This is a genomic window from Bacillus sp. FSL P2-0099 (assembly GCF_038007445.1).
GTDB classification, from domain to species: domain Bacteria; phylum Bacillota; class Bacilli; order Bacillales; family Bacillaceae_G; genus Bacillus_A; species Bacillus_A mycoides.
In genome coordinates this window covers 17,800-43,670 of record NZ_JBBOXE010000002.1, presented here as the reverse complement: position 1 = coordinate 43,670, position 25,871 = coordinate 17,800, and the positions used below count along the sequence as shown (strand labels likewise).

The following is a 25,871-nucleotide window of genomic DNA, read 5'->3' as shown; positions in this document are numbered from 1 at the left end:
AATCTTACCTTTCTAAATACTCAATAGCTTCTTTTATAGTAGCACTAAATTCTTCATCACTTAAATCCACGTTCCTTTTTCTAGAATACGCGAAGTAATAATCTACCGCCTCATAGAATTTTTGTTCTCGTAATGTTTTTCCTACCTTTTCATATTTCGATAATTCACCTTGTAATCTCGTTATTTCCTCTTTTTGTTCTTCACTAGGACTTGGATTGGATAAAAGTAAATAATATCGATCAAATATTTTGTTTAGCTCCGGCATGGTATCATACAAGCCAAAGAATCTAGACGTTAACAATCCTTCTATATTAAATCCTTCTTGAGCAGGTAGATTTTGATTGATATATAATTCTCTCTCTTCATCCTCTAATAAAACCGCAACTTCACCGTCTATAAGCCCGCGAAGTGATAATGGATTATGAGTAGTAGAAATAAATTGGACTTTCGGAAAAGCTTTCTTTAATCGACGAACAATTTCTATATTCCATCTTGGATGAAGATGTGCATCTATTTCATCAACTAAAACAATTCCTTCAGCATCAAAGTTGCGCCATCTATTCTTCATAACCATCATAATATCAACGGCAAGAGCAATAATTGTCTGATATCCATCACTTAAATCCTCTAATTTAATACTAGAACTAGGAAAATTAAAATATATTTCTTCATTAACTCTATCACGTTCGATTACTACACTTTCTAAAAACAGAGACTCAATAGCTTGTTTAACAACTAGAAAATCATCATCTAAATATAATAAATAGTCTCTTACATTAACTAACGGAATAAATGGATTAAAAAGATTTTCGGTTCTTGCCCAAGTGACTTTTAAATCTATATTCATATCCTCTCTTGGAAGTAAACGTGTAGATCCATATCCTAAAATTAGCACCCTAGGCTGTTTATGATTTTGACCACTAAAATAATTCTGTTTTTCATCTAAAACAAGGCAAATAGGCTCTATCATTCCAGACAAATATACCTTTACAAACCCTTCACATGAACCATTACTCAAGTATTCACTAGGTTTCTTTTTAATAATTTCCCCTCGTTGTTCCTCGCCCATTAATGTTAATGCTATAGCCTGCAAAATTGAACTTTTTCCTACTCCATTTTCTCCTAGCAGCATTAGCCAAGGGGCATTACTACTCTTACTCTTCCTCAAATCAATTTTCAAATCTTTTATACCCTTAAAATTATGAATCTCAATCTTTTCAATAAAACGCTGTTTTACATAATACTTATTTACGTCTCTTTCGTTTGTTACATCAAAATAATCGTTACTCTTTTCTATATTAAAATAACGCTTCTTTTCGCTATCAAAATATTCCTTTTCATTCCACTCTTCAAGCATACTTTTTAATTGATTTTTGGATACTGTGTTGTCTATAAATTTTTTAAACTCTTGTAAATATGGAATTTCCCTGTTTTTAAATACCCAATTAAAAAGTATAAACCTTTTTAAACCAGTAAACATTGAATCTGAATTTAATTCTTTAAGAATATGGTCAAGAACATAATCTCCTCTTGTTTCGGCAAATAAAGAGCACAATTCATTAAATGTACTATATTCTTTGGAACGAAATTCCACTAATCTACTGCGGTTCAAATTTAAAACATCAATAGTAAATTTTCCTTTTTGGCTTCTATGATACATCATTCCATCCTCATCATAAATAAAATGTCTCTCAGGATAATCTCTACTAGGGTGTACCAATAGACGCTTTTCATCTGATAATTCTCTCGCGTCAGCATTTATACGAGCTAAACGCCCTTTTACGGGAAATCGATTACTTTTTGCCCTTTTACATTCTACACAAATAGAAAATATGTTATCATCTTGATATTTCAACCACCAATAATGATCAGGATAAAACTCACCGTCTACTGTGTTTAATGCTCCCTTTATCGGTCTATAAAAATCAATATCTAATGGTATAGCTTTCATTGTAACTTCGCAGTATGAACATTTCCCATTAAAATATTCATACATAAATCCCTTAACTATATTATCATCTGTAAAATTAAATTTCTGTAAAGACTCCTCTTCTATTAACTCTTTATAATCCATATCAAAATAGTTATCTTTATATATTCGAATCATATTAGTAATCCCTTCAACAAAATATTGTTGGTATGCCCTATATCTAAACCACATTAAATTACATATTTAGATTAATCCACTTAAATCATTCTCTATATAATACTATGCTTGCTGGGCAATGTAGTTGAAAATCTGACGGTATCCGCGAATGAAACCTTTCCAAATTATGAAAAATACTGGCGATAAAGCTCATAGTTGTAGTTTTTCCTACACCATTCTCACCAACCAGAACAGTAAAGTTCATATCTCCATAAAACTCTTTAAATTCTTTTCTAAAATCTCTATTTCCACCAAATACAATCTCGAGATTTTTCAATTTTTTATATTGTTTTATGTACAAATATCTTATAAACATATTATCTCCTCTACTTTACTCATACAGAGTTAATAACTTTAAATCCATATTTAATTTTTTTGAAAAATTTCCTTTCCTGAGCTTTTTAATGACTCTACATAATTTTCATACCCCATGTTATCCTTAGCCTTTGAGGCCAAATCATCCATATATTCTTTCCTTTTATCATAAATAAGAGGTTGATTCTTTTCGAAAGGCACGGCTTTTAGGACTTCAAAATAATTATTTGCTATTTCTTTATCCAGTAATTTATAGTCACCTTCAGGAAACGTAGGACTTGTTCCAGTATTTGTCCAATAACTATAGTTTTCTAATAGTTTCTTTCCATTCTTATTTCCATTCTTCTTTTCATCCTCACCAGAAAAAAACATTGCTATAAACCCCATTAACATATCTCTCGGTCTAAATTTCTTCCTCGGAGAGAAAAATGTATTTCTTTGATAACTCCCAGTCCCCCAGTTTATCTCTTGTTCAAACATCAATAAACCTAAAGTTACTAAGGCCTTTTCCTCATCTATATTCTTAGTTAGCGTTGTTGGATCTTTTCCCAGCCAAACTTGTTTGCAATTTTTCAAACTCGAATGTTTTAGCAAATCACAAATAACTTTTTTATGTGTAACTTTATAATTTTTTGTTTCTACTTTTACCTTGATATCAAATAATCCTAATTTAGGTTTATTTTTATAATATTTTTTTTCAGTAGGATTAGCCATTAATCCACTATAATCTCTCATATATTTAAACCCATAACTCATTCCGTCTATAAATTTCCAATTGTATTCATCATCTAAACCTTTATTTTCATAAATATCCCTTAATTCCCCACAAAGCCCCACATATATATTAGTCATAAGCCACTTCTCCTTTAGATTTATATTCTAACCATAATGAGCTTTCCTATGGCAATTTGGACATAAACCTACAGCATTCTCAATAGAATCCTCTCCCCCATGAGAAAGAGGAATGGCATGATGAACCTCTAGGTATGGCGTGCCATCCTTAGCTCTTTTAAATGGTGCCTCTTGCTTGCATTCTTCACAATATCCGTTCGCTCTCTCTAGTACCTCAGCAATAACATCTGGATTTCTTTTGTACTGAGTAGTAATCACTTCAACTAATTCAGGTTTCCTAACCGCCTGTTTTAAGCGCTCTTTACGAGCAGAGCTATTGGTAATTTGAGATTGTGTTACTTTTATCTCCAAGTCATTCTCATATTCTTGATTAGTTAAAGTATGTAAAGTTTGATAATGGTCAATCTTTTCTAATTCAAACCACTTTGATCCATCTGCTTCTTCAACATACTGTACATATTTAAATACACCATGTAATAGACACCTAGTATCTTCTTTAATAAATACATAGATTGGTACATCCATGTCTTTCGTACTATAAATAGCGAAATTATCTTGATACTCTAACTTAAATTTATTTGCTCTATTTTTAAAATAATATTTCAGGACTCTGTTTTCTTCTAACCATTCATTAGCATATTTCCCATTCTCTAAAGTCACTTTAATAAAAATTGCGCTTAAATTGGAGGGCTCTCCTATTAAATAAATACCTTTTCTATTATCATAATCTCTAGCAAAATTAGAGATATCCCACGATGTATATGTCTTCCCTATAACAAAATCATTTAAGACTGTAACATCATCAAAATAACGTTGAAACTTCTCTTTTAACTCAGGATATATATCCTCGTAAGTTTTCAGTCCTTTATTCTTTAACGAGTTATACACTAAATCATTTCCACTCTCAGGGGCATCCGAAAATCTATTCATATAAATTTTCAAATCACCTATCTTCTTGAAAGAGTTAATTCTAACCTTAGTATTTGTAACTTTATACTTAATCTCCTTACTTATCTCAGGATGATTAAGTGCTGGTACGTCAACTTCAGATAAAACAAAGTCAATTGCCTTTTCAATCATATTCTCACTCCTACGGTAAAAAACGAAAAGTAATGAATAATTTACCATATATATTTTACCTTATTTTCTAAAACATAAACAGATATTATCATATATATTCGTCAATATTTCCCCACTAAACCTAAGATATTACTCTCTCATTGTAAATCTAGTAGAAATCAGATTTCTTAATTTATCTACCTATTTTCTTTTCTTGAATACTCTTCCAAGTTTTTTATTTTTGTTATATTACAAGAACGTACGTTCTTAATATGCGAATGGAGTGAAAATATGTTTCAATCGCAACCCTACTACACAACTTGAAGACTCTATCCAGCACTTGTACCAATCCATATCTATTATTGTTCCCGAGCAAATTGATATGATGGAGATTGCGAAAAAGTCAAACATTTGGCTGTACTTTGCTCCATTTGGAAGTCATGCAATGGAAAGAAATCAAATAGCTAACTTAGTTATTGATGATCGTATCTCTCAGCAAGAACAATGGGAGGATTTTGGCCATGAGACCTGTCACATCCTATTTCATTCTGGTAATCAATTATTAATGCATCAAATGTTTCTAGATTATCAAGAAGCTAAGGCTAAAAACTTCGCACAACAATTTTGTGTACCTACTTTTATGTTACGAAAGCTTCCTCCCCTACAGTTAAAAGCATATATAATCTCAGAAAAATTCAATGTAACAACACAATTTGCTCAAAAAAGGCTTTTACATTATGAAAATCAATTATTAGCAAGTAAATTGCAGAATCAAACATCACAATACTGCAATTTTTAAAACTAACAATACAGGAGGTGTTGAATATGAAAGGAAGTTTTCGTAAACGTGGAAATACGTGGTCTTTTATAATAGATATCGGTATAGATTCGACCACAGGGAAACAACAGCAAAAAAGTAAAAGTGGATTTAGAACAAAAAAAGAAGCCCAAAATGCTGCTGCAACGATGATTACAGAGATAGAGAAAGGAATATATTTTGATGAAAAATAATTAACTGTTTTAGATGTATGGGAAAAGTTAAAGCCTCTTCGTAAAGCTGAATTAAAAATTACATCTTATGAAAAAGACATGAGCTTAGTTAGGCTCTATATCCTTCCCCCATTTAGTTATAAAAAAATTAAAAGTATTAAGCCCGTAATGATTCAAGGCTACTATGCTGAACTTAAGGAAAAAGGACTATCATATGGTACAATCAGCAATATCCACCGCTGCCTAAGATGCATTTTCAAACATGCTGTAGAATGGGAAATCATTCATGACAATATAATGAATAAAGTTAAAAAACCACGTGAAGTGCAAGGTGAGATGAATACATGGTCTAGCGAGGAATGTAATCGATTCCTCCAGTATCTAAAAGAAAAAAATATTAAGTACCATATGTTCTTCTTACTTGCAATTTATACAGGTATGAGACGCGGAGAATTACTTGCACTAACATGGAAAGATATTAGCTTTGATAATAAACGTATCCTGGTTAATAAATCACTTGTAAAAACAGAAAAAGGACTATTTAAAGCTGCCACAAAAACTAAGTCTTCAAATAGAAGCATTAGTATCTCTTCTTTTGTTATAGAAAAGTTACAATCCTACTACTCCTATAAAAAGAAAGAATTTTTCCGCTGGGGTATACACTTAAATGAAGAAGCTTTTATTTTCACCGGCAATACGATACATTCGCCCTTACATATAGATGCTCCTCATCGCTTTTTGAATGATCACTATAAAAAAGCTGGTGTTCCTCGAATTCGTATACACGACTTACGACATACTCACGCTACACTCATGCTTCAGGCTGGGGAACATCCTAAAATCGTACAAGATCGCTTAGGGGACTTTAGACAAGTATAGTCACATCACACAGAACATGCAGCAACAAGCAGCAGAAAACTTCGAGAGCATAATAAAATCTAATGAAAACACCAGATAAAAAATGAACAAATTTAATGTGAGCATCGAGATAAATCATCACTTATAAACCTTGATACAACAAGGTTTCTCATACTATATCGTTGAATCTTGGGAGAAGAACAACGCCCCTATTTAATCCTGTTCTTCTAGATTTTTTATCCGTTCGCACAACACTTAGTAATATTTCACCCCTTCCACCACAAGTCTTCGCATTTCCCTTTCATCGATGTCCTCAAAAAATAAAAATTGATTGATAAATACTGTCTCTCCACTCTTTTACATTTAAAATTAAAAAGAATAAGAAGATCCATGCGAGTAAACACATTAGAATCTCCTTATTTTCCCATACACACTCTTGACTATAATTGGTTTACTACTTTTATTAGATAACCCCCTTTTTCATTAAACTTACATAGCTGTTATCTCCAATGATGACATGATCTAGAAGAGGAATACCGATAATAATTCCACATTCTTTTAATCTCTTAGTTACTTCAATATCTTCTTGAGACTCCACACTATGTCCTGATGGATGGTTATGAAAACATATAATAGAAGTTGCATTGTTTAAGATTGCCGTGCGGAGCGTCTCGCGCGGATGGATGAGCGATGAATCAACAGTTCCTTCGAACACAATGCTACATCCAATAATTTCATTTTTTGTATTTAAGTTAAATACACCAAAAATTTCATTTGGTCTTGATTCTATATCAAATATAATCTGTGCAAAACGTACAGCATCCGCTGGACAAGTGATTTTCTTCTTCTCAATATCATAAATACGATTACTATCTTTTACCAACTTTACAGATTGCACCATATTTTTCTTACCCATGTCCTTCTCCTTTCGAAATAAAATAAGACGAGACTTCTCTTCTCATCTTTTTTCACCTTCTTTTGTATTTTAAAATTCAAAATTCTTACTTCTCCACTACAATTCTTAAATAGTTAAGACATCCTATCACATCCTTGTTAGTTCATTACTAGTCCTATTCCTACAATGCAAAAAAACCTCTCAGGAATACATTCATATCACAACGTAGCGTATATGTTATATACACTTACTTGTAATAAAACGTGAACCCGAAAGGTTTATGGTCATTATGGAATAGTCTAAAAAGGAAAAAATTTCTTAGTTCCATTATAAAATAAACTGAATTTACTTTCAATTATAAATTCCGGTAAAATAGTCTAGAATTTTGTAATAAAGGAAATTACTCTTTTAACTTATCTTATTTAACCTATAATTCTAGTTTGAGTTACATTCATTTTGAAACCAATAGCTCAATGAAAGCTAAATCATATACTAAGGAAAATTTCCAACTTTGTTGTTTTTAAATTGTTATCGCTAGCCTGTAATTCCTCTTGATCTAACTTAACAATTTTTCTTATATACTCTTTATTAATGTAAAGGGCTTTTTTCTTTATTTTTAACCCATTTGGTAATGTTACAAATACACTTTCACCTGAACCCTTAGGACGAATTTGAAATGGCGGATAATCCGCTTTTCCTCCAGGTAAATTATCAGACCATCTCCCATGTTTACCTACTATTTCATCAATTTCTACTCTTACAGAATTCGAATTAAGCATATTTTTGATTTGATAATAAAGTTCTGATGCTTGCTCTATTAGTTCATCATCAGGGATCCAAATCGTATAATCTTTAAATCTGTTTTTACCCACTTCATATTCATCCCATACGGTTAGTATATATTTTGTTTCTCCAAACCAACCATACCAGGTAGATTCCTCAAATTCATCATTTGCTATTTCAGTAAAATCAATATTGGGAAATGACATATCTTGATTTTTTGTGCTATCTTGTCTATCACGAACAGTTTTTATCGCATAGCCTTCCTTCAAAAATTCCTCTGTATGATTCAGATTATCCCCATTAGTCCCAAACATGAAACCAATTAAATTGAATATTTTACTCTTCCCATTTACTGCTTTTTGTGATTCAAATTGAATTTCTTCATCCGTTTTACCGACATATTTATCTAAAGTTTCAGTAACCGTATCAAGAAAGCTTTTTTGAGGCGGAATATGAATATGTTCAACCTGTTCAGGTGTCATTAGATTTCTAAAATAAGCAGACATATAGCCAACCTTATAAGAGTATGCCCGTGATTTCGCTTGTTCTGTAGAGCATGGTTGGTCAAGCCAGTCCTTTCCTTTTCCTTGCCCTTTTGTGCATGCTCCCATTATTTTTTGTTGCTTCTCACTAATTTCATGCGCTTTTCCTTGCTGGATATTATCAACAATTGTTTGATAATCTAATCGTACTTGCGCTTCATCTGATTTTGGTAACTGAAAACGAGCTGTCTTAATGATCTTGAATTCTTCAACGGGCTTATTTTCCTCATGAAGGTAAAAAACCAAAAGCATGTTTTGTGCCTTTTTATTTACAATACTTTCTTCAAAAGGAATTTTATAATCTTCCGTATAGTTAATCATTCCTAGTACAAGGCGTTCTTTTGAACTGTATCCAGCCTTTACTTTCTTAAGAATAGGTGTTACTTTCAACTCGATGTGATGATGTTCAAAATCAGCACCTTTTATTGAGTTTGCTGGAATTCCGAAAAAATCAGATTGAATCATATTTCCAATATTACCTTTATCTTTTTTCTTTTTTAACCAACCCGATTTATCTAAATCTCTAAGTTTTTTTCCGACAAGCTCTTCTGCTACATCGAATATTTGTTGCTCGGTCCAAGATTCAGAATAAATATATGACATTTTATCACCTCATATTATATCGATGTTATAAATTTATTAATACGTTTTTCCTCCTCTATGAAAAATCAAGTTATTCTCTCACGCACTGTTAGTGAATCACCCGTCTTATTCCTTAAACGCGCAAAAAAACCTTTCAGGAATATATTCGTATCACAACGTAACATGTATTTTATATACACATACCTGTAATTAAACGTAAACCCGAAAGGTTTATGGTCATTATGGAATAGTCAAAAAAGGAAAAAATTTCTTAGTTCTATTATATAGAAGCCTTAGTATTCTTACAATTTAAAATTTCATAAAATATAAAAGAAAACTCTTCATTTTAAAACAAAATAAATAGAAAAACTATTACACTATACAATTGTCTTGCACTCACTCCCGGTGCATTACCCTGCTGAATTGTATACATCCAGCATATACCCCTTCTTTTAGTAAGTGGTATTATATCACCTTTATATAGCCACGTTCTAGCAATATGATTATGCTTGGCAGCAGGTATTACTCGCCATCGAATAAAAACTCATGCAACAAACTATGCTCAACTCGATACTTACGATTCGCTTCACGGCTAAGGTCCTTATTATTCTCCAATGTTAACAATTCCCTCAAAATATGTTCACGCGTGCGCTTCTCACTAGATACTTCAGCTGCAGGAACAGGAAAATCTAACATTTTTAAAACTTACGAAAACACTAGTTATTTTATATTTTCCATTTAACTATTAACAGAATTTCTTTCTATAAACTTTAATTCCACAGCAATATCTCTAACAAGTTTAGAAAGGATTTTTTTATCATATTGTTTTAAATCTAGGTGGCTAAACAGAAGCATCTCTATGACTTCCTGTTCAGAACCAAATAATTCTGGATGTTGTTTCATTAAAGACTCAATTGCATCGTCACTATGTGATTGACGGATACGAATCATATTAGCAACAATATCTTTATGCATATTATATAACGGAACAAGTTTAAAAATTTCCTTGTTTCGTTCTGCATTTTTCCAGAAATCCTCACTAACATCAATCTTCTTATTTCTATCTAGCTCTATATTAATTTTATCTTGATCCGTAAATGATTCTACTTCCTCAATATTATATGTAAATATAACCTTATCTTCAAAACCTTCCTCATATGGATGAATATATTTACCATATTCAAATTCCTTAGAACCTTTTAGCGATGAGTTACACACTTTACATGAGGGAATCAGATTATAAAAAGATAAGGATAAAAATGGATAAAGGGTTTTAGGGAAAAAATGGTCTAAATCTCCTCTTGTCCTTCCCTTCTGTGAATAATATGTTGATATATATTGACGGTTACAATACGGACATACATTTAGCCCTAACTCCATTATTAGTTGATACGGCCCCCAGTCAGTACGGTATTTCTCTCTATATTTTCCAAAGTTTAATAATGTAATTTCATTTTTTTCATCAAATTGTTTTATAGATTTATTAATTTCTGTTTTTATACTCTTTCTGACATCATCTATCTTTAATGGCTTCTCATCCAAGGAAACTGGTAAATTCCCAATTCGTTCAAGTAAAGAGCTTATACTTTCCAATGCAAAACCGTCACTCTCATTTACGAAACTAGAATTAATTTTATCTATTATATTTATTTTTATTTCAATGAAGAATGGAATTATATTTTCTTGTTTTATTCCATTGCGCATTTTTTGTTTTTTTGTAATATCTATAATATTCTTTAGCTTTTCAACCTCTTGCGTATAGTATGGTTTCATTTCATGGTCACAAAACTTTTTATAGTCAAATATTTTTAAGATATAATTAGTTACTGGCTTTACCTTAAGAATTTGTTCCTGCTTAAGTACATTAAAAATGACAGGGTTATCTGTTTCAAAATCCTTATTCATTTTATTTAATACAGATGGTTTTCCCATAACAATCTCCGATAAATTCTCTCCAAACCACTCTAGCATTTCTTTTACCTCATTATGAAGACTAGATGCCAACTCAATGTATGTTCTTTGTTCTAGAGCATCACCTATTCGTTTGTTCAATTGTGGCTCTAAAAATTCCCAATGTTTACTAGCAATTTGCTCAATGTCTGTACTAGTACTTTTGCTTATTTGAATCATCACTTTCATCCTTTTGCTTAGATAATCTAATCTTTTCTCTTTTTTCTTCAAGAGTTTTAATTTGCTTTTCTAGGTCTAATATCTCGGCATTTATAGAATCTTCAACTGTTTTTACCTTATCAAGATAGTCAAAAAACAGTTGATTTAACTTCTCACGTATAACTGGTTCACCTATTAGATTGATTAATTTTTTGGCATATTTTTCAAATTCAGAATCTATTTTCTCACATTTCATTGAGTCGATGATTTCATTAATTTTCTCTTTTGCATAATCTCCAATAAGCCCTTCTTTGATAAAAAAGGAATCCGCAAATAATGTATGGAAGTTAGCAGCAAATGTTGGTTTCCCTTCATTGAATATTTCCTTATCTTTTTCCTGCTCTCTCTCTTTATCAGATTTCTGCCCGAGTAATATAACATTATTTGGTGGTAAATCTGATATTATAAATGGAGAATGTGAAGTTAATATAACTTGAATATTCTTTTCGAAGAAAATATTTGTTAAAAACTTCAAAATATCTCTTACAAAACTTTTCTGCCATTGTGGATGAAAATAAATATCACCCTCATCAATTAATACAAGTAGATTTTTACTTAGAGGCTTTTGAACAAGTGAATAAAATCGGGAAAATACATTAAGAAGCGCTTTTTGTCCAGAGCTAATATTTCCCCATGAGACTTCAAAAATAGGAATAAATTTATTAAAATCAGCATAGAATTCCCAAAAATCACTAAATAACAATTGGTTGTTATTTGTTTTTTTATACAAATAAAGATTAAACACTCGATAATTTACAATTTGAAATTCAAGTAACTCAAGAGCATCATTTGCCAACTTTGAGAGTTGATAGAAATCATGTCTCGCCCTACCATCAGAAGCTTCGAATTCATGTTTAAAATAATGCCTTAGCTCCCTAAAGAAATCGATAATTGCATCACAATCATAAAAATGATTATTCTCCTCTAGCTTTCTATCAATAACACTTATTATACTTTTTGTGACCAAGGCTTCTTTCTCATAATACTCTGTAGTAAGTATATAAAGATATACATTAAATAAAGTTAGCGCAAAATCATTTTTAGTCAGGTGTATATTGCTGGGGGGGATTATTTTCTCTAAACTATTTATTCTTTCCACAAATTGTTGAATAGAAGTATGAGGGGGGGTTTTTCCCCATTTTCTAAATAACCAACTACCATCTAACTTTATTAATTTCATACCCACCTTGGATGGTAAATCAAAATCGATAAAATTCTTTACCGTAGTACTATTAATAAGTAAATCATACTGTCTAAAAAAGTCGGTAATTCTATGGGCATCCACATTACTTTTATAATTTACTTCTAAACCTAATTCTTCGTAAATGTTAATATCTTGTTTTAACAAATAGTTTGTTGAAATATCAAATACACCTCTTAATTCAAGATCCTCCTTTCTCTCCAAATCTTTACTAAAAATAGATGCATCGAAAATGTTAGAAAAATATATAATTGATATATCTTTAAGAAGATTTCCGTTATCCAATTCCCTTGGCAGCCTAAATGGTTTTTGTATTACAGTAATTTTCTTATTAATTTTGTCCTTAACCTGTTCATAATTAATATCAGATAAAGAATGTACGATTATTAACTCTCCTGATTCTACATTATGTAATACAGCTAGCATTTGATGGGGCGTAGAATTATATAAAGTTAATTCAGAAAGAATATGATTCAATAAAACACTTTTACCAGCTCCATTCTGTCCAACAAGTGCTGTGACATTAACAAGCTTGCTATTCCCCTTATCCCTATCAAAAAATTCAGCAAAATAGTCTTTATTTTCATTGATTTTTAAAGTACCATTAGGTTCTAATGTAAACTCATATTTACCTCCGAGATTCACCATTTTCCCCCTCGGATTAATATTATTTTGTATCCATATAGATAACAATTCCATTATATTCCTCCTTAAACACCTAAAATATGCTCTATTTACCATAACATTTTAAAGCAAATTAGAAACACAAATAAGTAAACTTTCTGAAATTACTTCTCACTAAGTTCTGTTTATCAAAAAGCAAAACTTTTACATCTACATTCTTAAACTCAATCGACTATTATCCAAAACACTATCTATCTCTGACAACCAAAAACTCAAAAATCAGCTTCTTTTTGACAACATATGTAAAACCCTCTTAATTTCAATTAAGTTCTGGTCGTACCAATTCTGAAGAAAATCATAAGCACCTATTATTTCTTTATTTTTATCCGCATCAAAAACTTGAAAACCCGTACACAATTATTCTAACAATTTTCTATTCTCATCCCTATTATGTATGTTATAAACTCTGTAATTCCTCAAATACTACTTTTTTAATATTGGAAGATGTAATAGATATTAAATCAATTTCTTTCCAAACAACATCTTGTATCCCAAAATACTTTCCCGATACTTTCTCATCTATGGGCACGCTCTTTGTCTTTCCATTTTCAAGAGTAATATCACTAAAATTCCCCTCATCATATAACGGCCAATAATACTTCCCGTGATCCGCTACCTTCGCTCTAGGGATACTCTCCATTAGAGGCGTGAACTGTAGCCTTAAAATAAATTACAATTAGAAATATCGTGTTAACCCGTATTCTATGATAAATAAAAAGATTCCAGTAGGTTTACGCTTCGAATTTAATAAAAAGTTTAATTATTCCCCACCTCTTGTTACTCCAACAAATTAGACTTCCTTGTCAAATTAAAACTTTTTATAAACCTCTGTGTATACAATTTCCAATTGCTAACATAATTTTTTATCTTCTTCCTCTAATTTCTTAATTTTACGTTTAAGTGATTTAATAGGAGCTTCCTTCAAAATAAATAAACTGCGAAGTAAAAGCTATACATTCTTTACTTACACAGTTTATTGTATATACCAATTACATTTGTTTGGATATTTTTTTAAAAAATTAAACGTTTTCACGTTCTGCATATCTGAATAAAATATCTAGAACAATAAACTCAACATTTAAAATTTCATTTAATCCTCTCACAGTCTTGGGAAACCTATCAATCCTTTATACAAGTACAATTTGAATGCACCTTAATAGTGATAACTGAATTGTTCATTCTCTTATTCTAATCAGGCTCACTTCCTCTACAAATACCCTTAGGAAATGGATGTTTCTACTAAAATAAATTATAATGTCTATTATTAATATAAACTGAATGCCATATATGCTTCAATAAGCAATCTAACATCAAACTTACAGTCATTTTAAATAAGATAAATTTTATTTAATAGAAAGAATCAAGATAAAAATAACCAAATAAATTTCAAAAAAATCAGAATATAGTGCCTGAAGTACAAAAGCAACTTATCAATCTAGATGTACTCTACATATAATTTTCGAAACCTATCCAATAGTTTCAAAAATTATATGATGGTCAAATTTAAGTCTTTATTAGGGAGTGAGCTAGTAATACAACTTTGGAAAATTGGTTACACACCTGCGGATAGATACTTATCTTAATTTTGGGAAACTAAACTTTGCTGCTCTACTTTCAAAACTATATATTTCTATTAGAAATATAAAATATGAAAAAGACATAATAACACCCTTTGATTTTTAATTATAGAGAGATAGTTATTATGATACCATTAAAATAATATAGTATTCTAGCTATTCTAAAGATGTTAGAAGATGGAGGAAATATATGAAGATAAATAGAATTCGGATCAAAAAAAAGGTAACCTTAAAGACTTAGACTTAACATTCGGGACTCCGATAAACAAATATTATGGTGATAAACTCAATATATCTGTAATTGTTGGAGAAAACGGAACTGGAAAGACTACTATACTTCGTTTTCTATCCCAAGTTTTCAATCCGGATAAGTTTAAAAAGGAACTTCCAAGGGAATATATTGTTTCTTACCAACTAAATGGATTTCAAAACGATATATCGTCCACTGAGAATGTGCATATAAATGGATTACCAACACGAGTTATTGTTTCTACTTGCTCTCCCTTTATGCAATATAAATCTGTTCAGAATCCGTATAACCTACCAGTACCATATTTTTTAGTAGGAGCAGGTGGAATTATTTCGAGGCTGACTACAGTCTATTTACCAATCATCGGAACCTATTCTATGCGTAATAGGAAAAAAGGAGAAGCATTTGAAGGTTTGCTTAGCGTACTAGGGTATTCTAGATCACCTTTTATCGAAATTAGAGCAAATAATAGTAAATTAACAGAGGCTGCTATGTATGATGAGATCGTAAATAGGCTGTTAAATCATTATGAAGAATACAAGCAGACTAGATTGACTGAGGAGAAAAAAAAGGTAAAAGGAATGAGTATTAGAAATTTAGAGCTATATGAAGGAGGGGTTGAAGGTTGGCTAAACGATGTAACTTATTTAAGGGAAAATATGAGAATATCTTTTATCAAATCATTATGGTTTCCTAAAAATGACGACCTGGTTAATATGTCGAATTTAAGTTCTGGAGAGCTAAGTCTATTTTTTCGATTCTTTAGCTTACTTGAAGTAATTGAAGATGATTCACTGGTACTGATTGATGAACCAGAGACTCATCTCCATCCAAAGTGGATACAGAAATTTATGATAATGCTTTGGGAAGTCTTCAAATCCTTTAGAGTTCATATTCTTATTGCTACCCACTCCCCATTTATTGTATATGAAGTTCCTAAGGAATGCATCGTGAGCTTAACTTACAATGACCAGGGAAGAGTACAGCAAGTTCCAATTTCCGAAAGAACCTTAGGCAGTGCCCCTATGGAAGTATTTCAGGAAATTTTTAATGTTAAAGAATATACTGGTAAATTAACAAAGGGCATTTTTGAGAAGATTACAAAATATATTGACGAGGGCGAATTGGAGAAGGCAGAACTTCTGTATAATGATCTTGGTAATTCTAGCAGGAAATACGCTTTATTTTTACTGTTAGAAGAAGCAAAGGGCGCTAGGGGGAAATAGGGAATTGTGGGAATTCAAGATTCGTGGACAACTAAAAAAAATTCAAAGCGCATATGATGAGTTTGTTAAGGATTTTCTTGATTATTCGGATAAAATACACAGAAAACTTGATCCGGAACTTTCATGGTTAGTTAACCAAGCTCCTGATAAACTTGGTATTTTAATTAATAATACAGAGAAAGTAAAGGAGTATTTATTAGAATTTTCAAAGATAGAAGACTTAAGCTGGGTAAAGGCTACTTATAGTCAAGCAATTGCGAACTATAAATCTATGATTAATGAGGGATATGTTGTAATTATTCCTTGTCAATCTTGTCCTAAAGGTAAACTTTGTTCTAATAAAGTCTGTTCTAGAAAACTGGTTAAAGAGGCTTTTGTTTATTTCTATAGTTTGATTGGAACACAAGCATTTATTAAATCTTATTTACCACACCTCTCTACAAGGGGCACCGATTCAAAAAAAATATACAGGGAAGAATCATCCAAATTACGTAGGATATGTCCATATTGTGATAGAAATTCCATAAATCATCATTCAGATAGAAGTACAGATCATTACCTTCCAAGTAAAAAAGTTCCACTCCTTTCAATTCATTCCATGAATCTTGTGGTAGCTTGCTCTTCATGTAATGAGCGGTTGAAAGGAGAAAAAATCGAGTTACCTTCCTATCATCCTTACCTCCATCAAATTGCTGATCAGTTTACATTTGAATTTCAATTTTCAACTTTTAACGAAAATCCTGATGTAAATATATTAATTCAAGGAGATTATGTGAAGATGAACAATTACCTGAAGGTCTTTGATTTGCAGGATGTATATAGCTCAGAGTCTTGGAGGATTGCAAATAAACTAGAGGAATTCTCTAGGGAGGTAAAGCGTAATTACCAACAAACCATGCGCATTCGTCAGTTGTCTGGGGCAAGAATCCCTAACCACGTTGATAACTCTATTTTAAAAAGAGTGGCTAAAAGACATTTAATTAATAAACTAAAAGAAAATGCTGCTAAACGGGCTGAAGAAGATTTCATAAAGTTTACTAGGGACTTCTATCTATATCTGTATAAAGATTTTGATCAAATAGTCAGGTATATTTCTACTAACATATAAAAATATAATAAAAAGTACATTTTGGATAGTACTCTAATTTTTTTTAATTCATTTTAATGTTGATTATAATAATTTGATAAGATACTTCATATATTTGTGATACTACTTTATTTAGTAATTAGAAATGTAAGGAATTGCAATCAAGAACATTCATAATACCAACAAGTAATTAAATATTCCTTATGGAGCCTGACATGGAATCCCAATGATTATGATGAAAAGCAAAAGGACAATCTGTATGATTTAGTGGCAAGATATGCCTATCATAGGTATATGATGAGGCTTATCTTGCTTCCAGTAAGGATGACGAGACAATTGGCTCAACTAAGTTTCTTAGTAGATGTTTTGTCCGGGCGTCGAAATATTCACCACAATCTCCCAGCAATAATAGGAATTGAAACGAGTCAAGCTGTATATAAACAAAACGAAGTCTTTAACTAGACTCCTTCTTCTTGACGTCCAATGAATTGCAACATTTACTAGGCACATTCTAAATGTTTCTCCTCATCAATCAACTTATTAATATTTTAGCAAACTCCGCAACAGACTCAAATCAACTATTCCACTGCTATTAATAGTGCCCCTCACTAGAGGTTAAACTTGCAGACTACTTTGATTATAAACTTTCATAATCTTTCCAGGATGCACCAAGAATTTTTCAGAACTAATCCCAACGATTCGCTCAACACTAAATGTAACCCCTGGAAATTCCGGGATGCTGAAAATTTGATATCCTTGTGAAAGCAGATTCTTTAAGTCAGAATTCTTGATGACTTGGTTAGCATATTGCGTCACCAGACTCCCAGCCCGACGGTGAGCAGCTAAGATACGGCTGGAAGCTAGTAGGATTTGTTGAACCACGTCATCGTCATATTGAAGTGCTTTTAAAAGTTGTTCCATATTACGTGGTAAAATCGTTGTATCTCTTAACCAGTAATTCACATTTTGTGGCTTAGCGGCATTCATGCTGTATTTACTAGAGAGTATATGACAGACTGCTTGTCTACCGTTATTATCGACCCAATCTTGTAGCCGATCCTTCCATGATTTTTGTATATTCCTAAGTTCTTGAGCTTGTTCCTTTAAAATCTCGGAGTCTGCAACAGTCGCTAGCATTTCTGTTTCCCTTTCATGAAATACAAGCAGGAAGTCATCCAGCTCAAGCATGTTAAAAGGTTTTGAAGTAACATGTTTGGCCTTTAAATCAATCTCAACAACTTTATATCTCCCATTAACTTGAAGGAAAAGAACATGATCATTTTCTAGTGTAATGAACCTGGCTTCCACTGGTTCAATCGAGTCAGCACCACTTTCGTCCAAGTCTTCACTAGCAGCTAATTGCTTTCCTAGTAATGATAACGAAGGCAAGTCTTCTTCTATAAGTATCTTCGCTGTGGTAGTTGGTCTTTGTTCTAATTTATTTTTAATTCCTTTATATACAGTCGAAACCGGCTGAAGTGAATGTAAAACCTCCATGTTCTTAAAATAATTAGAAAATACATCGTATGAGATAAAATATGTTTTACTCGCCCGCGGACAATTGTTCGCATAAGTTTCAAACAGGTTTTGACTACCGATAAATAGAACTTCATCAAAAGTATCAGAGGATTTTCTGAACATGGAATCGTTGAAGAAACTTATATCCATGGCATTCTTCGTAAACCTTTCAAGAAGTGCGTATATTTCTTCATCTTTTAAGTGCCTTTTGGTGACAATGGCCCTTTTACTAAGTTTTGGTCCGTTGACCAATTCAAGTACTTTTTCTATTAAAAGATTATGTTCCTGTTCCAGTAGCTTCTTTATTTGCTGGGCACCTTTCAAAAAATCTTGATAGATGTTTGGATACAAAACTTTGAGTTCACGAAACTTATATCGTAAGTCCTGCAAATCAATCGACTCAATTTGATGAAATGGGACTAAGCTAGTCGAAAAAATTGTTAAGCTCCTCTTAATCGTAAGATACATTCTATTCAAAAATTCATCTTCTAATCCATTTTCGTCCACTATTTGTTTTAGAATATTGCATTGTTCTCCCAGCTCTGAAAGTAATGGGTCATGAATTGAAAGGTAATATTGCTCATACGAATTCGAAATACTAAAAAGTTCATTATCTTTCCAAAGGTCCATTATTTTTCCCTCCATGCCAACAATTCAATCCCATTCGGGCATTTTTCCATTCCGCCAAGAGAGTCAATTACCGATTCTGTGATGATTTCTGTTTCTTTTTCTAATGTTCTTCTTTTAATATCTAAAACCACTTCATTATTTCGATCACCAGCGTCCGTTCGGTTTAAAAAGATAATGGAAGGATTATTTGAAGCTAAACGGGCTTTGTTTAAGTAACTTAAGGCATCCATAAAGATGATTGGTGCATTTGGCTCAAGTTCTTCCTCATTTTGCCCCTTTCCTACATTAGAGATTATTACTGAATGATAATACGCACTTTGTTTTCCCTTAAAACATAACAATTCCGCGAATGTCCCTTTTAATGCCTGGTAGCTTAACGCCTCCTCATTTGACAATTCCAAGATTTTCGCATTATTTCCAATGATATAAAACTCCGTCATATATTCACTTGCTGCATTCAGTAATTTTTCTTTTCCGTATAGTTCTTTAAGAAACGCTGAACCAAATCCAAACCCTTTCATTTGCCTTCTTTTATATTGCTGATCATTTGATGCAATTTGCAGATGTGACCAACTTCTTTCCGGAATCATCGTGGTCATCCCCTTTGAAACTAAACGTGCACATCTTTCATTTTCAAATATAGGATGAGGATGTGTGATAATATCCTTGAAAGTATAAATTTCTCTATTATTTTCTCTTGTCACAAAAATTGTTTGACCTTCTGTTAATGAATTGATACGATCTACAATCGTCTGTTTCAATAATCCACGGTTAAAAATAGTATCTGACATACCAGCAGCCGTTACCAAAGGTACAAAATTTGCACCTGGTAACGACACTGCTATATGTGTCTTGTGATGGTTCGCTCCTGGATTCCTAATTAAATAAGCACCCAGCGAAGAGAAAAATCTAAACCAATCTGGAACAGGAAATATCGCTTTTGGCCCAATACAATAGAGTTTATCTATCTCCATCTTTTCTTCCCCCATTTTATTTCTCTATTATTGCTTACTTATATAATCAAAAAATCCAATCTCAGGTTGTTCAGGAGTTCCGGTAAGCATCGCACGATCCAGAATCATATTAAATTCTTCGCAGGATGTTTCTGGAAGATAGGAACAATTATGGCAAGCAGAAAGATTCATGTGATGGTATCCTTGTCCAGATGTTTTTCCAATGTCGCTGCAGACTGGATCGGAGGAGCACCACGATGATTTACGAATAGCTCTGTCCAACAAGGAAAAAATCGAATCCTTCTTGCCCATTCTTACCAATCCACCCATTGTTCCCTCCGAATCACCGGATGAAGTGTAAATCATAAATCCATTCATTTTGTAGTTTCCGTCCGTATTTACATAAATTCTTTCTCTCAGGGAAGCCGCGCTATACCCGCATTCAAAGACAAGTTCATTAATCAACATATGTGCCAGTGTATGAACCAGTATATACCTTGGACTAATGCGCATTTCCTTAATTGTCTTTTGGCTCACTAAATGATTATATCGTGCTTCAAGCTTATGAAACCTGGCATTCATTAAATCATTAGACTCTTCCCATTGATTCAGCAGGTCGTAATCCAGTTCAATAAAAATCCCTTCACCAAATACAGTATTGACAGGCAGCCAAGAATTTTCGGAAGAATCTGGGTTGTTAAATAATAATTCCCGGCCCTGACGAATAGATTCCTTTGTCAGTCCTGTATTGTTTGTTTCAAATCGTGAAAAACCGTATAGGACCTTTGTTTCTCTTAGTTTCGTTATAAGGTTTATAGAGTTTATATATTTGGCAAGAATATTTTCATCTTTATCCAATTTCTTCCATTCACTAATAACCTTTAGTTCATCCGTATCCTTAGGATGGATTAGCGCTACATGTTCTTCTAATCGAATTGATTTTTCAATCCCATCAAAATTAATATCCTCATCGTCATCATCCCCGTTCGACAGACGAATTCTCAAAGCTTGCAGAATACTACTATCTTCGTAGCCATCTAGGTCAAAGGTAAATAGTGCTTTGGCAGATTGCAGTCGAGCTTCTTCATCCGGGATATTCGAAACTGCTGATAATATGCGATTCCCATGGGGAGTTTCGAACACAGTCAAAATTTTCTCAACATCGGTCGATCGTTTTCCTGGTAAGTAAATCGCACTTAATGTTTCAGGGAAATAAATATTTGAAGAGCTTTTTAGGGCTGCAATAATCGGCAATCCACAGGACTCTTTTTTGTCACTAGGGCCAAACCATGGTCGAGATCCGTCACAGAGAAATGGTTCCCCTGACTTAGTATCAAGCCGTTTGCTTAAAACAGTCATTTCCTCACCCTCTTTTGCATTTACCCCCATAAGACTGCGATGTTTGTCACATGTAAGACATTTAACATGCATCGTGGAAAGAGTTGTCCCACCAACAGAGACAAGCTTTAATTCCCCGTTGCAACGCGGATTGGCTGATTCATGTACCCATTCTCTCCACGGAAAATCATTTAAATGACCATCTTTACATATCGTGACGAAAGGTACCTGAATCAGGCGCCCTTTCTTATCGCAGTCACATCTCCTCGTGTTTTTATCGATTAACGTAAGCTGTTTCATTTTTTTACAATACTCGCAATAATTCCAAGTTGGAAATCGAACCATCGGCAAATAAAGATCTTGATTCGGTGCAGGTTCTTCTTTCTTATAACCAGCCCGATAATCGGGTGGAAGCCTTAATGATTGAACGTCTAAAATTTTTTTCAATCTTGGTTCCTCAATTTCAAACTCTGAAAGGTGCTTACTTTTTTCTCTAGTACCTGGATTGATATACCATTTATCTAGGCCGCCCATCAACATCGTAACACCATCATGAGAAATAGAAAGAGAGCCTGGTCCAAAGGGAGAAATAATTTGCGCACGTCTGATAGGAATATTTGCCATTTAAAAATCATCTCCTTGATCTTCTATGTCCATAAATAGGCTTGAAATTGTTCCAACACATTGTGCATCAACGGATCGCATGGACATTAATATTGGTGTTCCTACTCTTTTTTGTTCATCACTAACGTAGGAGCCTGCTTGATACATAACTCCGATATTCAAATCATCGTCCTTCTTCTCCCAAATGATAAAACCACTGTTTAAGCGTCTGACAAACCGGTCAAATTCAGCCTGTACTACATCTTTTTGCATTGGATCAATCAGCTCAACCCGTTTCAAAAGCTTTTGCTTAAATGATTCTAATTCGTTTTCATACTCAGAAATTGTTTCGGGTGATTTCGCTATTTGTGCATCAAGCATCTGTCTGAGGTAAGTGATAATTATCGCAGGCAGAACCTTTTTGATTGATGGGTCTGAAAATGGTGTTACGCTGGTTGGTTCAACTTGTGCATATAGTTGTTCATGATACTCACGGAAATGTTCGAAATGAGATTTATCTCTTGAGCGTCCATTTGCAAAGAGACTCACAATCAACCCTGGACGCTCCCACCATTTTCTTCCTACTCGACCGCTGACTTGAATGTATTGTGCAGTTGTTTTAGGCTGTCCAACAATTGTCATTAAGGAGAGTCTATCAATATCTATACCCACTTCAATAATATTTGAGGCCAGGCATATATCAATGGCATCCCTTTCCCCTATTTCCTTTTTAAGCTGTCCAATTGCGCCCGCCACTTCCCCGCTTTTCAAACGTGAAGTCAATTCTGTCGCTTGATTAATCCATCGGTATCGTTCTTTATCACTAATCGCCTTTTTAAAGCGGACTTGGTTGAAGTAGTTCGGAATATCGGTTTGGGTAAGCGTCATTCCGCCGCCAAGTTCCCTAATTGAATTATAAAAGGACAATAAAGTCCAGAAAGGATCTTGCTCTTCTTTAGGTAGCAGTTTTACGCTTTGTAATAAAGTTGCAAATGTCTTAACCTGTAATGTCATAAGTTGTACAGTCGGGCTATAGACCCCAGCATATAATCTTCCAGGCTTGTTTTTCCCATTTTCATCCTTTGCTGTTTGTGCAAAAAAAGAGTCGTCGAAATCGAGACCTGGGCTTGGGAAAAGCTGTGAACCCGTTCTGCCATAAAGGTTCCTAATCTGTTCTTCAAATCTACGAATGGTTGCTGTCGCACATACAATTTTAGGCCTTTTCGGATTTTGTGAGCGATAATCTGTGCAAAGCTCTTCAATCACTGTTTCATATAGTCCTGCCACAGTTCCTAATGGCCCTGAAATTAGATGCAATTCATCTTGAATAATCAAGTTAGGCGGCGAAACTTCCCGTTCCCCGTTTTCACCCAATCCGAACAATGTCCTCGCTTGCGGCCTCCAGGCTAACATTGCAAATTTATCGATGGTTCCTAATATGAATGTCGGTTTTACTTCATATATCATTTCATCTACGATATAAATTGGCAGGTCATCATAGAACTCACATGTGTTATCCGGACAATAGATGACCATTTTTTTATTTTCTTTTTTGTAACCATGGTAAAGCGATTTAGTTCCTCTTCTTTTTTTCTGGTTATGCTCATGGTGCTTTCCGAGTGAAGCACCGCACCATGGACAAAAGCGCACAATAAAGTCTTCCTTCTTTCCGCCAAGGCTCAATGTGGTTAACTGTTTCAAAGCTTTATCATTTGTATTGGGGGTAGTATCGCCACCAAGCCATATTCCTATTGAATATGGTACTGAGCCAAGCAGGTCTTCGCCTTCTTTCCTTCTTATATGCTCCATAGCACAAATAAGTCGGGATGATCGCTGGAACTGATCTGCGGTTAATAGCCTTAAAGTGTATCTCATGAGGATATCTGTCCCAGTATCCTCTGGATTCATAATCCGGCGATAGAACATGGAAAAGGCTGAGAGCCCTAAATAGGCTTCCGTTTTTCCGCCCCCAGTCGGAAACCAAATTAAGTCAACCACTTCTCGTTCAAGCGAATCACCACTTACAACTGAATCAAGTGCCATAAGTATAAAGGCAATCTGGAAGGCCCTCCAGTTTCCTTTACCTGCGTTTTTTAACTCACTTAAGTTATCTAAGGTCAATGTTCCGTTAGGTTTATCGTATACTAAGCTTCCTTCTTTTACAGTACCTGTCCGAATCTCGGTGCCATTTAATTGTTGAAGAATCATCGCTTGGTTCGCAAGTTGAAAAGCTTTCAGGATTTTCGGATTTTCTAGAAGGTCTAACCCTTTCCTCATCCGACCTAGAGACATCCTACATTTTTTCATATGTTCATTCGCAATTGGCTGATAATATGCATCGAGTATGGTGCTTTCTTTTTGGCTAATCCAATTTTCATAGGAATCGACGACTTTATTTAAAGCTGATTTTGCTTCTCCTCCACCCCTGGTTTTCCCTGATAATTCCAACATTGAAACAGAAAAATCTTTACCCGTTTCATCCTTAATATCCGGGGTCATACTCTGCATTTCATACGTTGGTAAAAATGTTGATTTTAAGCTTTTAATCTCATCATCTTCCGCATTCCAATCACAGGAACAGTTATGACCAAGTCCGTAGATAGCAGCATTTTTGTATAATAGCTGATTCGATTTTTCCTCTTCGTCTTCCAGCCCGGTTTGAACTCTTGGATATTTTAAAAACATCCCTTTGGATAGCTCTATCTCCATTTCACTTTGGAACAACGAAAATTTATCCATTTCGTCATACGTCTTAGATGTAATTTCAGTACGATTCGTTAAGCTGGCTGTGATTAAATATTGACCATTTTCGCGTTTCCGACTTAGAATCTGTATTTCAAGTTTCATATCATTTATATTTTCGGCTTCAACAGTTTTATTGAATGGTCTTTGATTGTGGCTTATCAACTCATCTGAGTTTACGATTACTTTTGCTTGAACCTCGCGGCGGAACCACCAACGTTGTTTTTGACTATTATCAAGTGTGAATATCGTTTGCGGCAAGTAGCGTCCGCCTCTAACATAAAACGTGATTGAACCTTGTTCTGGTAGCTTAGTATAAAAACTCAACCCTAAACTGGATGGAAGATACTCATTTTTTTGAGGAATTAAATCATCGTCATTTTCCGAATTCTTTTCAAGCCGAGCTTTACTCTTGCTTAGTTTTTTTATTGCTTCTTCAGAAATATTTATTTCCCCGATTTCATCCTCTTCTTGCGTAAGATTTAGTTCATCTCCTACACTGGATTCATTCATTGAATCTGTTGGTTTGCTATAGGGATATAACATTCCTGAAACATAGTGTGCAGAAGGGTTGTTTCTTTGGATAATTTCCTGCTTCGTTTCCTTTTGATAGTACCGTTTATAGAAATCATCTTTCGTTGGCAGCTTGATATCCCCTACGGTTGAAAGCGGTAACATTTTTTCGTTAATTGAAATAGGACCCATGATATCTTCCTTCAGTGATCGAATAAGCTCTAGTCTATTTTCAAGATGCTTTTCCAGCTTAGACAATGAAATTCCTCCCTTAAATATATTTTGTATAACTTTAAAATCATCAGAAAGAGTTGAATTTTTAAATTTTTCATCTTGCTAGTATTTAATACAATCTCTA

The 25,871-nt window shown here is 33.4% G+C and carries 16 protein-coding genes and 2 pseudogenes; 4 read left to right on the top strand and 14 right to left on the bottom strand.

The window, feature by feature from the left end:
* Window positions 1-4 precede the first annotated feature (4 nt).
* The 4 genes from MKY90_RS28075 to MKY90_RS28060 all read right to left on the bottom strand — a co-directional run bounded on the left by MKY90_RS28075 (window position 5) and on the right by MKY90_RS28060 (window position 4,393).
* On the bottom strand, window positions 5-2,107 hold the full coding sequence (locus MKY90_RS28075; RefSeq protein WP_341093425.1) for an AAA family ATPase: 2,103 nt from the start codon (window positions 2,105-2,107) through the stop codon (window positions 5-7).
* An 85-nt stretch (window positions 2,108-2,192) separates the two neighbouring features.
* Window positions 2,193-2,462 carry an AAA family ATPase gene (locus tag MKY90_RS28070; protein WP_341093423.1) on the bottom strand — a complete coding sequence of 90 codons (270 nt, stop codon included), beginning with the start codon at window positions 2,460-2,462 and terminating at the stop codon, window positions 2,193-2,195.
* 50 nt (window positions 2,463-2,512) lie between these two features.
* Window positions 2,513-3,313: a hypothetical protein gene (locus tag MKY90_RS28065; protein ID WP_341093421.1), complete on the bottom strand. Its 801-nt coding sequence runs from the start codon at window positions 3,311-3,313 to the stop codon at window positions 2,513-2,515.
* Between the two features lie 27 nt (window positions 3,314-3,340).
* Window positions 3,341-4,393: an HNH endonuclease gene (locus tag MKY90_RS28060; protein ID WP_341093419.1), complete on the bottom strand. Its 1,053-nt coding sequence runs from the start codon at window positions 4,391-4,393 to the stop codon at window positions 3,341-3,343.
* A gap of 270 nt (window positions 4,394-4,663) precedes the next feature.
* Here MKY90_RS28060 and MKY90_RS28055 point away from each other — a divergent pair.
* Both MKY90_RS28055 and MKY90_RS28050 read left to right on the top strand, forming a co-directional pair.
* Window positions 4,664-5,171, top strand: a pseudogene (locus tag MKY90_RS28055) (ImmA/IrrE family metallo-endopeptidase).
* A gap of 26 nt (window positions 5,172-5,197) precedes the next feature.
* Window positions 5,198-6,320, top strand: a pseudogene (locus tag MKY90_RS28050) (site-specific integrase).
* A 363-nt stretch (window positions 6,321-6,683) separates the two neighbouring features.
* Here MKY90_RS28050 and MKY90_RS28045 read toward each other — a convergent pair.
* The 6 genes from MKY90_RS28045 to MKY90_RS28020 form a co-directional block, all read right to left on the bottom strand.
* On the bottom strand, window positions 6,684-7,136 hold the full coding sequence (locus tag MKY90_RS28045; RefSeq protein ID WP_341093417.1) for a JAB domain-containing protein: 453 nt from the start codon (window positions 7,134-7,136) through the stop codon (window positions 6,684-6,686).
* A 464-nt stretch (window positions 7,137-7,600) separates the two neighbouring features.
* A complete protein-coding gene (locus MKY90_RS28040; protein ID WP_341093414.1) occupies window positions 7,601-9,043 on the bottom strand; it encodes a Sau3AI family type II restriction endonuclease in 1,443 nt (480 codons plus the stop codon).
* Window positions 9,044-9,544: 501 nt separating this feature from the next.
* Entirely contained in the window at window positions 9,545-9,718 is a 174-nt protein-coding gene (locus MKY90_RS28035; protein ID WP_341093413.1) for a hypothetical protein, read from the bottom strand.
* A 42-nt stretch (window positions 9,719-9,760) separates the two neighbouring features.
* Window positions 9,761-11,152, bottom strand: a complete 1,392-nt coding sequence (locus tag MKY90_RS28030) for a hypothetical protein (protein ID WP_341093411.1) — start codon at window positions 11,150-11,152, stop codon at window positions 9,761-9,763.
* Window positions 11,127-13,091, bottom strand: a complete 1,965-nt coding sequence (locus MKY90_RS28025) for an AAA family ATPase (RefSeq protein ID WP_341093408.1) — start codon at window positions 13,089-13,091, stop codon at window positions 11,127-11,129. The genes MKY90_RS28030 and MKY90_RS28025 overlap by 26 nt, the downstream gene beginning before the upstream one ends.
* 382 nt (window positions 13,092-13,473) lie before the next feature.
* Complete coding sequence (locus MKY90_RS28020; RefSeq protein WP_341093406.1) at window positions 13,474-13,716, bottom strand: hypothetical protein; 243 nt, start codon at window positions 13,714-13,716, stop codon at window positions 13,474-13,476.
* 1,564 nt (window positions 13,717-15,280) lie between these two features.
* Between MKY90_RS28020 and MKY90_RS28015 the strand changes: the two genes are divergently transcribed.
* Both MKY90_RS28015 and MKY90_RS28010 read left to right on the top strand, forming a co-directional pair.
* Window positions 15,281-16,129 (top strand): ATP-binding protein, encoded by an 849-nt coding sequence (locus MKY90_RS28015; protein WP_341093404.1) that lies wholly within the window; start codon window positions 15,281-15,283, stop codon window positions 16,127-16,129.
* A 4-nt stretch (window positions 16,130-16,133) separates the two neighbouring features.
* Entirely contained in the window at window positions 16,134-17,237 is a 1,104-nt protein-coding gene (locus tag MKY90_RS28010) for a hypothetical protein (protein WP_341093401.1), read from the top strand.
* Window positions 17,238-17,831: 594 nt separating this feature from the next.
* On the opposite strand, the gene MKY90_RS28005 is transcribed toward MKY90_RS28010, so the two are convergent.
* The 4 genes from MKY90_RS28005 to MKY90_RS27990 are packed head-to-tail and all read right to left on the bottom strand — an operon-like array spanning window position 17,832 to window position 25,771.
* A complete protein-coding gene (locus tag MKY90_RS28005; RefSeq protein ID WP_341093399.1) occupies window positions 17,832-19,364 on the bottom strand; it encodes a hypothetical protein in 1,533 nt (510 codons plus the stop codon).
* Window positions 19,364-20,338, bottom strand: coding sequence for a hypothetical protein (locus MKY90_RS28000; protein WP_341093397.1), 975 nt, complete (start codon window positions 20,336-20,338; stop codon window positions 19,364-19,366). The genes MKY90_RS28005 and MKY90_RS28000 overlap by 1 nt, the downstream gene beginning before the upstream one ends.
* 27 nt (window positions 20,339-20,365) lie before the next feature.
* Window positions 20,366-22,279, bottom strand: a complete 1,914-nt coding sequence (locus MKY90_RS27995; RefSeq protein ID WP_341093395.1) for a DUF1998 domain-containing protein — start codon at window positions 22,277-22,279, stop codon at window positions 20,366-20,368.
* Window positions 22,280-25,771, bottom strand: a complete 3,492-nt coding sequence (locus MKY90_RS27990; RefSeq protein WP_341093393.1) for a helicase-related protein — start codon at window positions 25,769-25,771, stop codon at window positions 22,280-22,282. It lies immediately after the preceding gene.
* Window positions 25,772-25,871 lie beyond the last annotated feature (100 nt).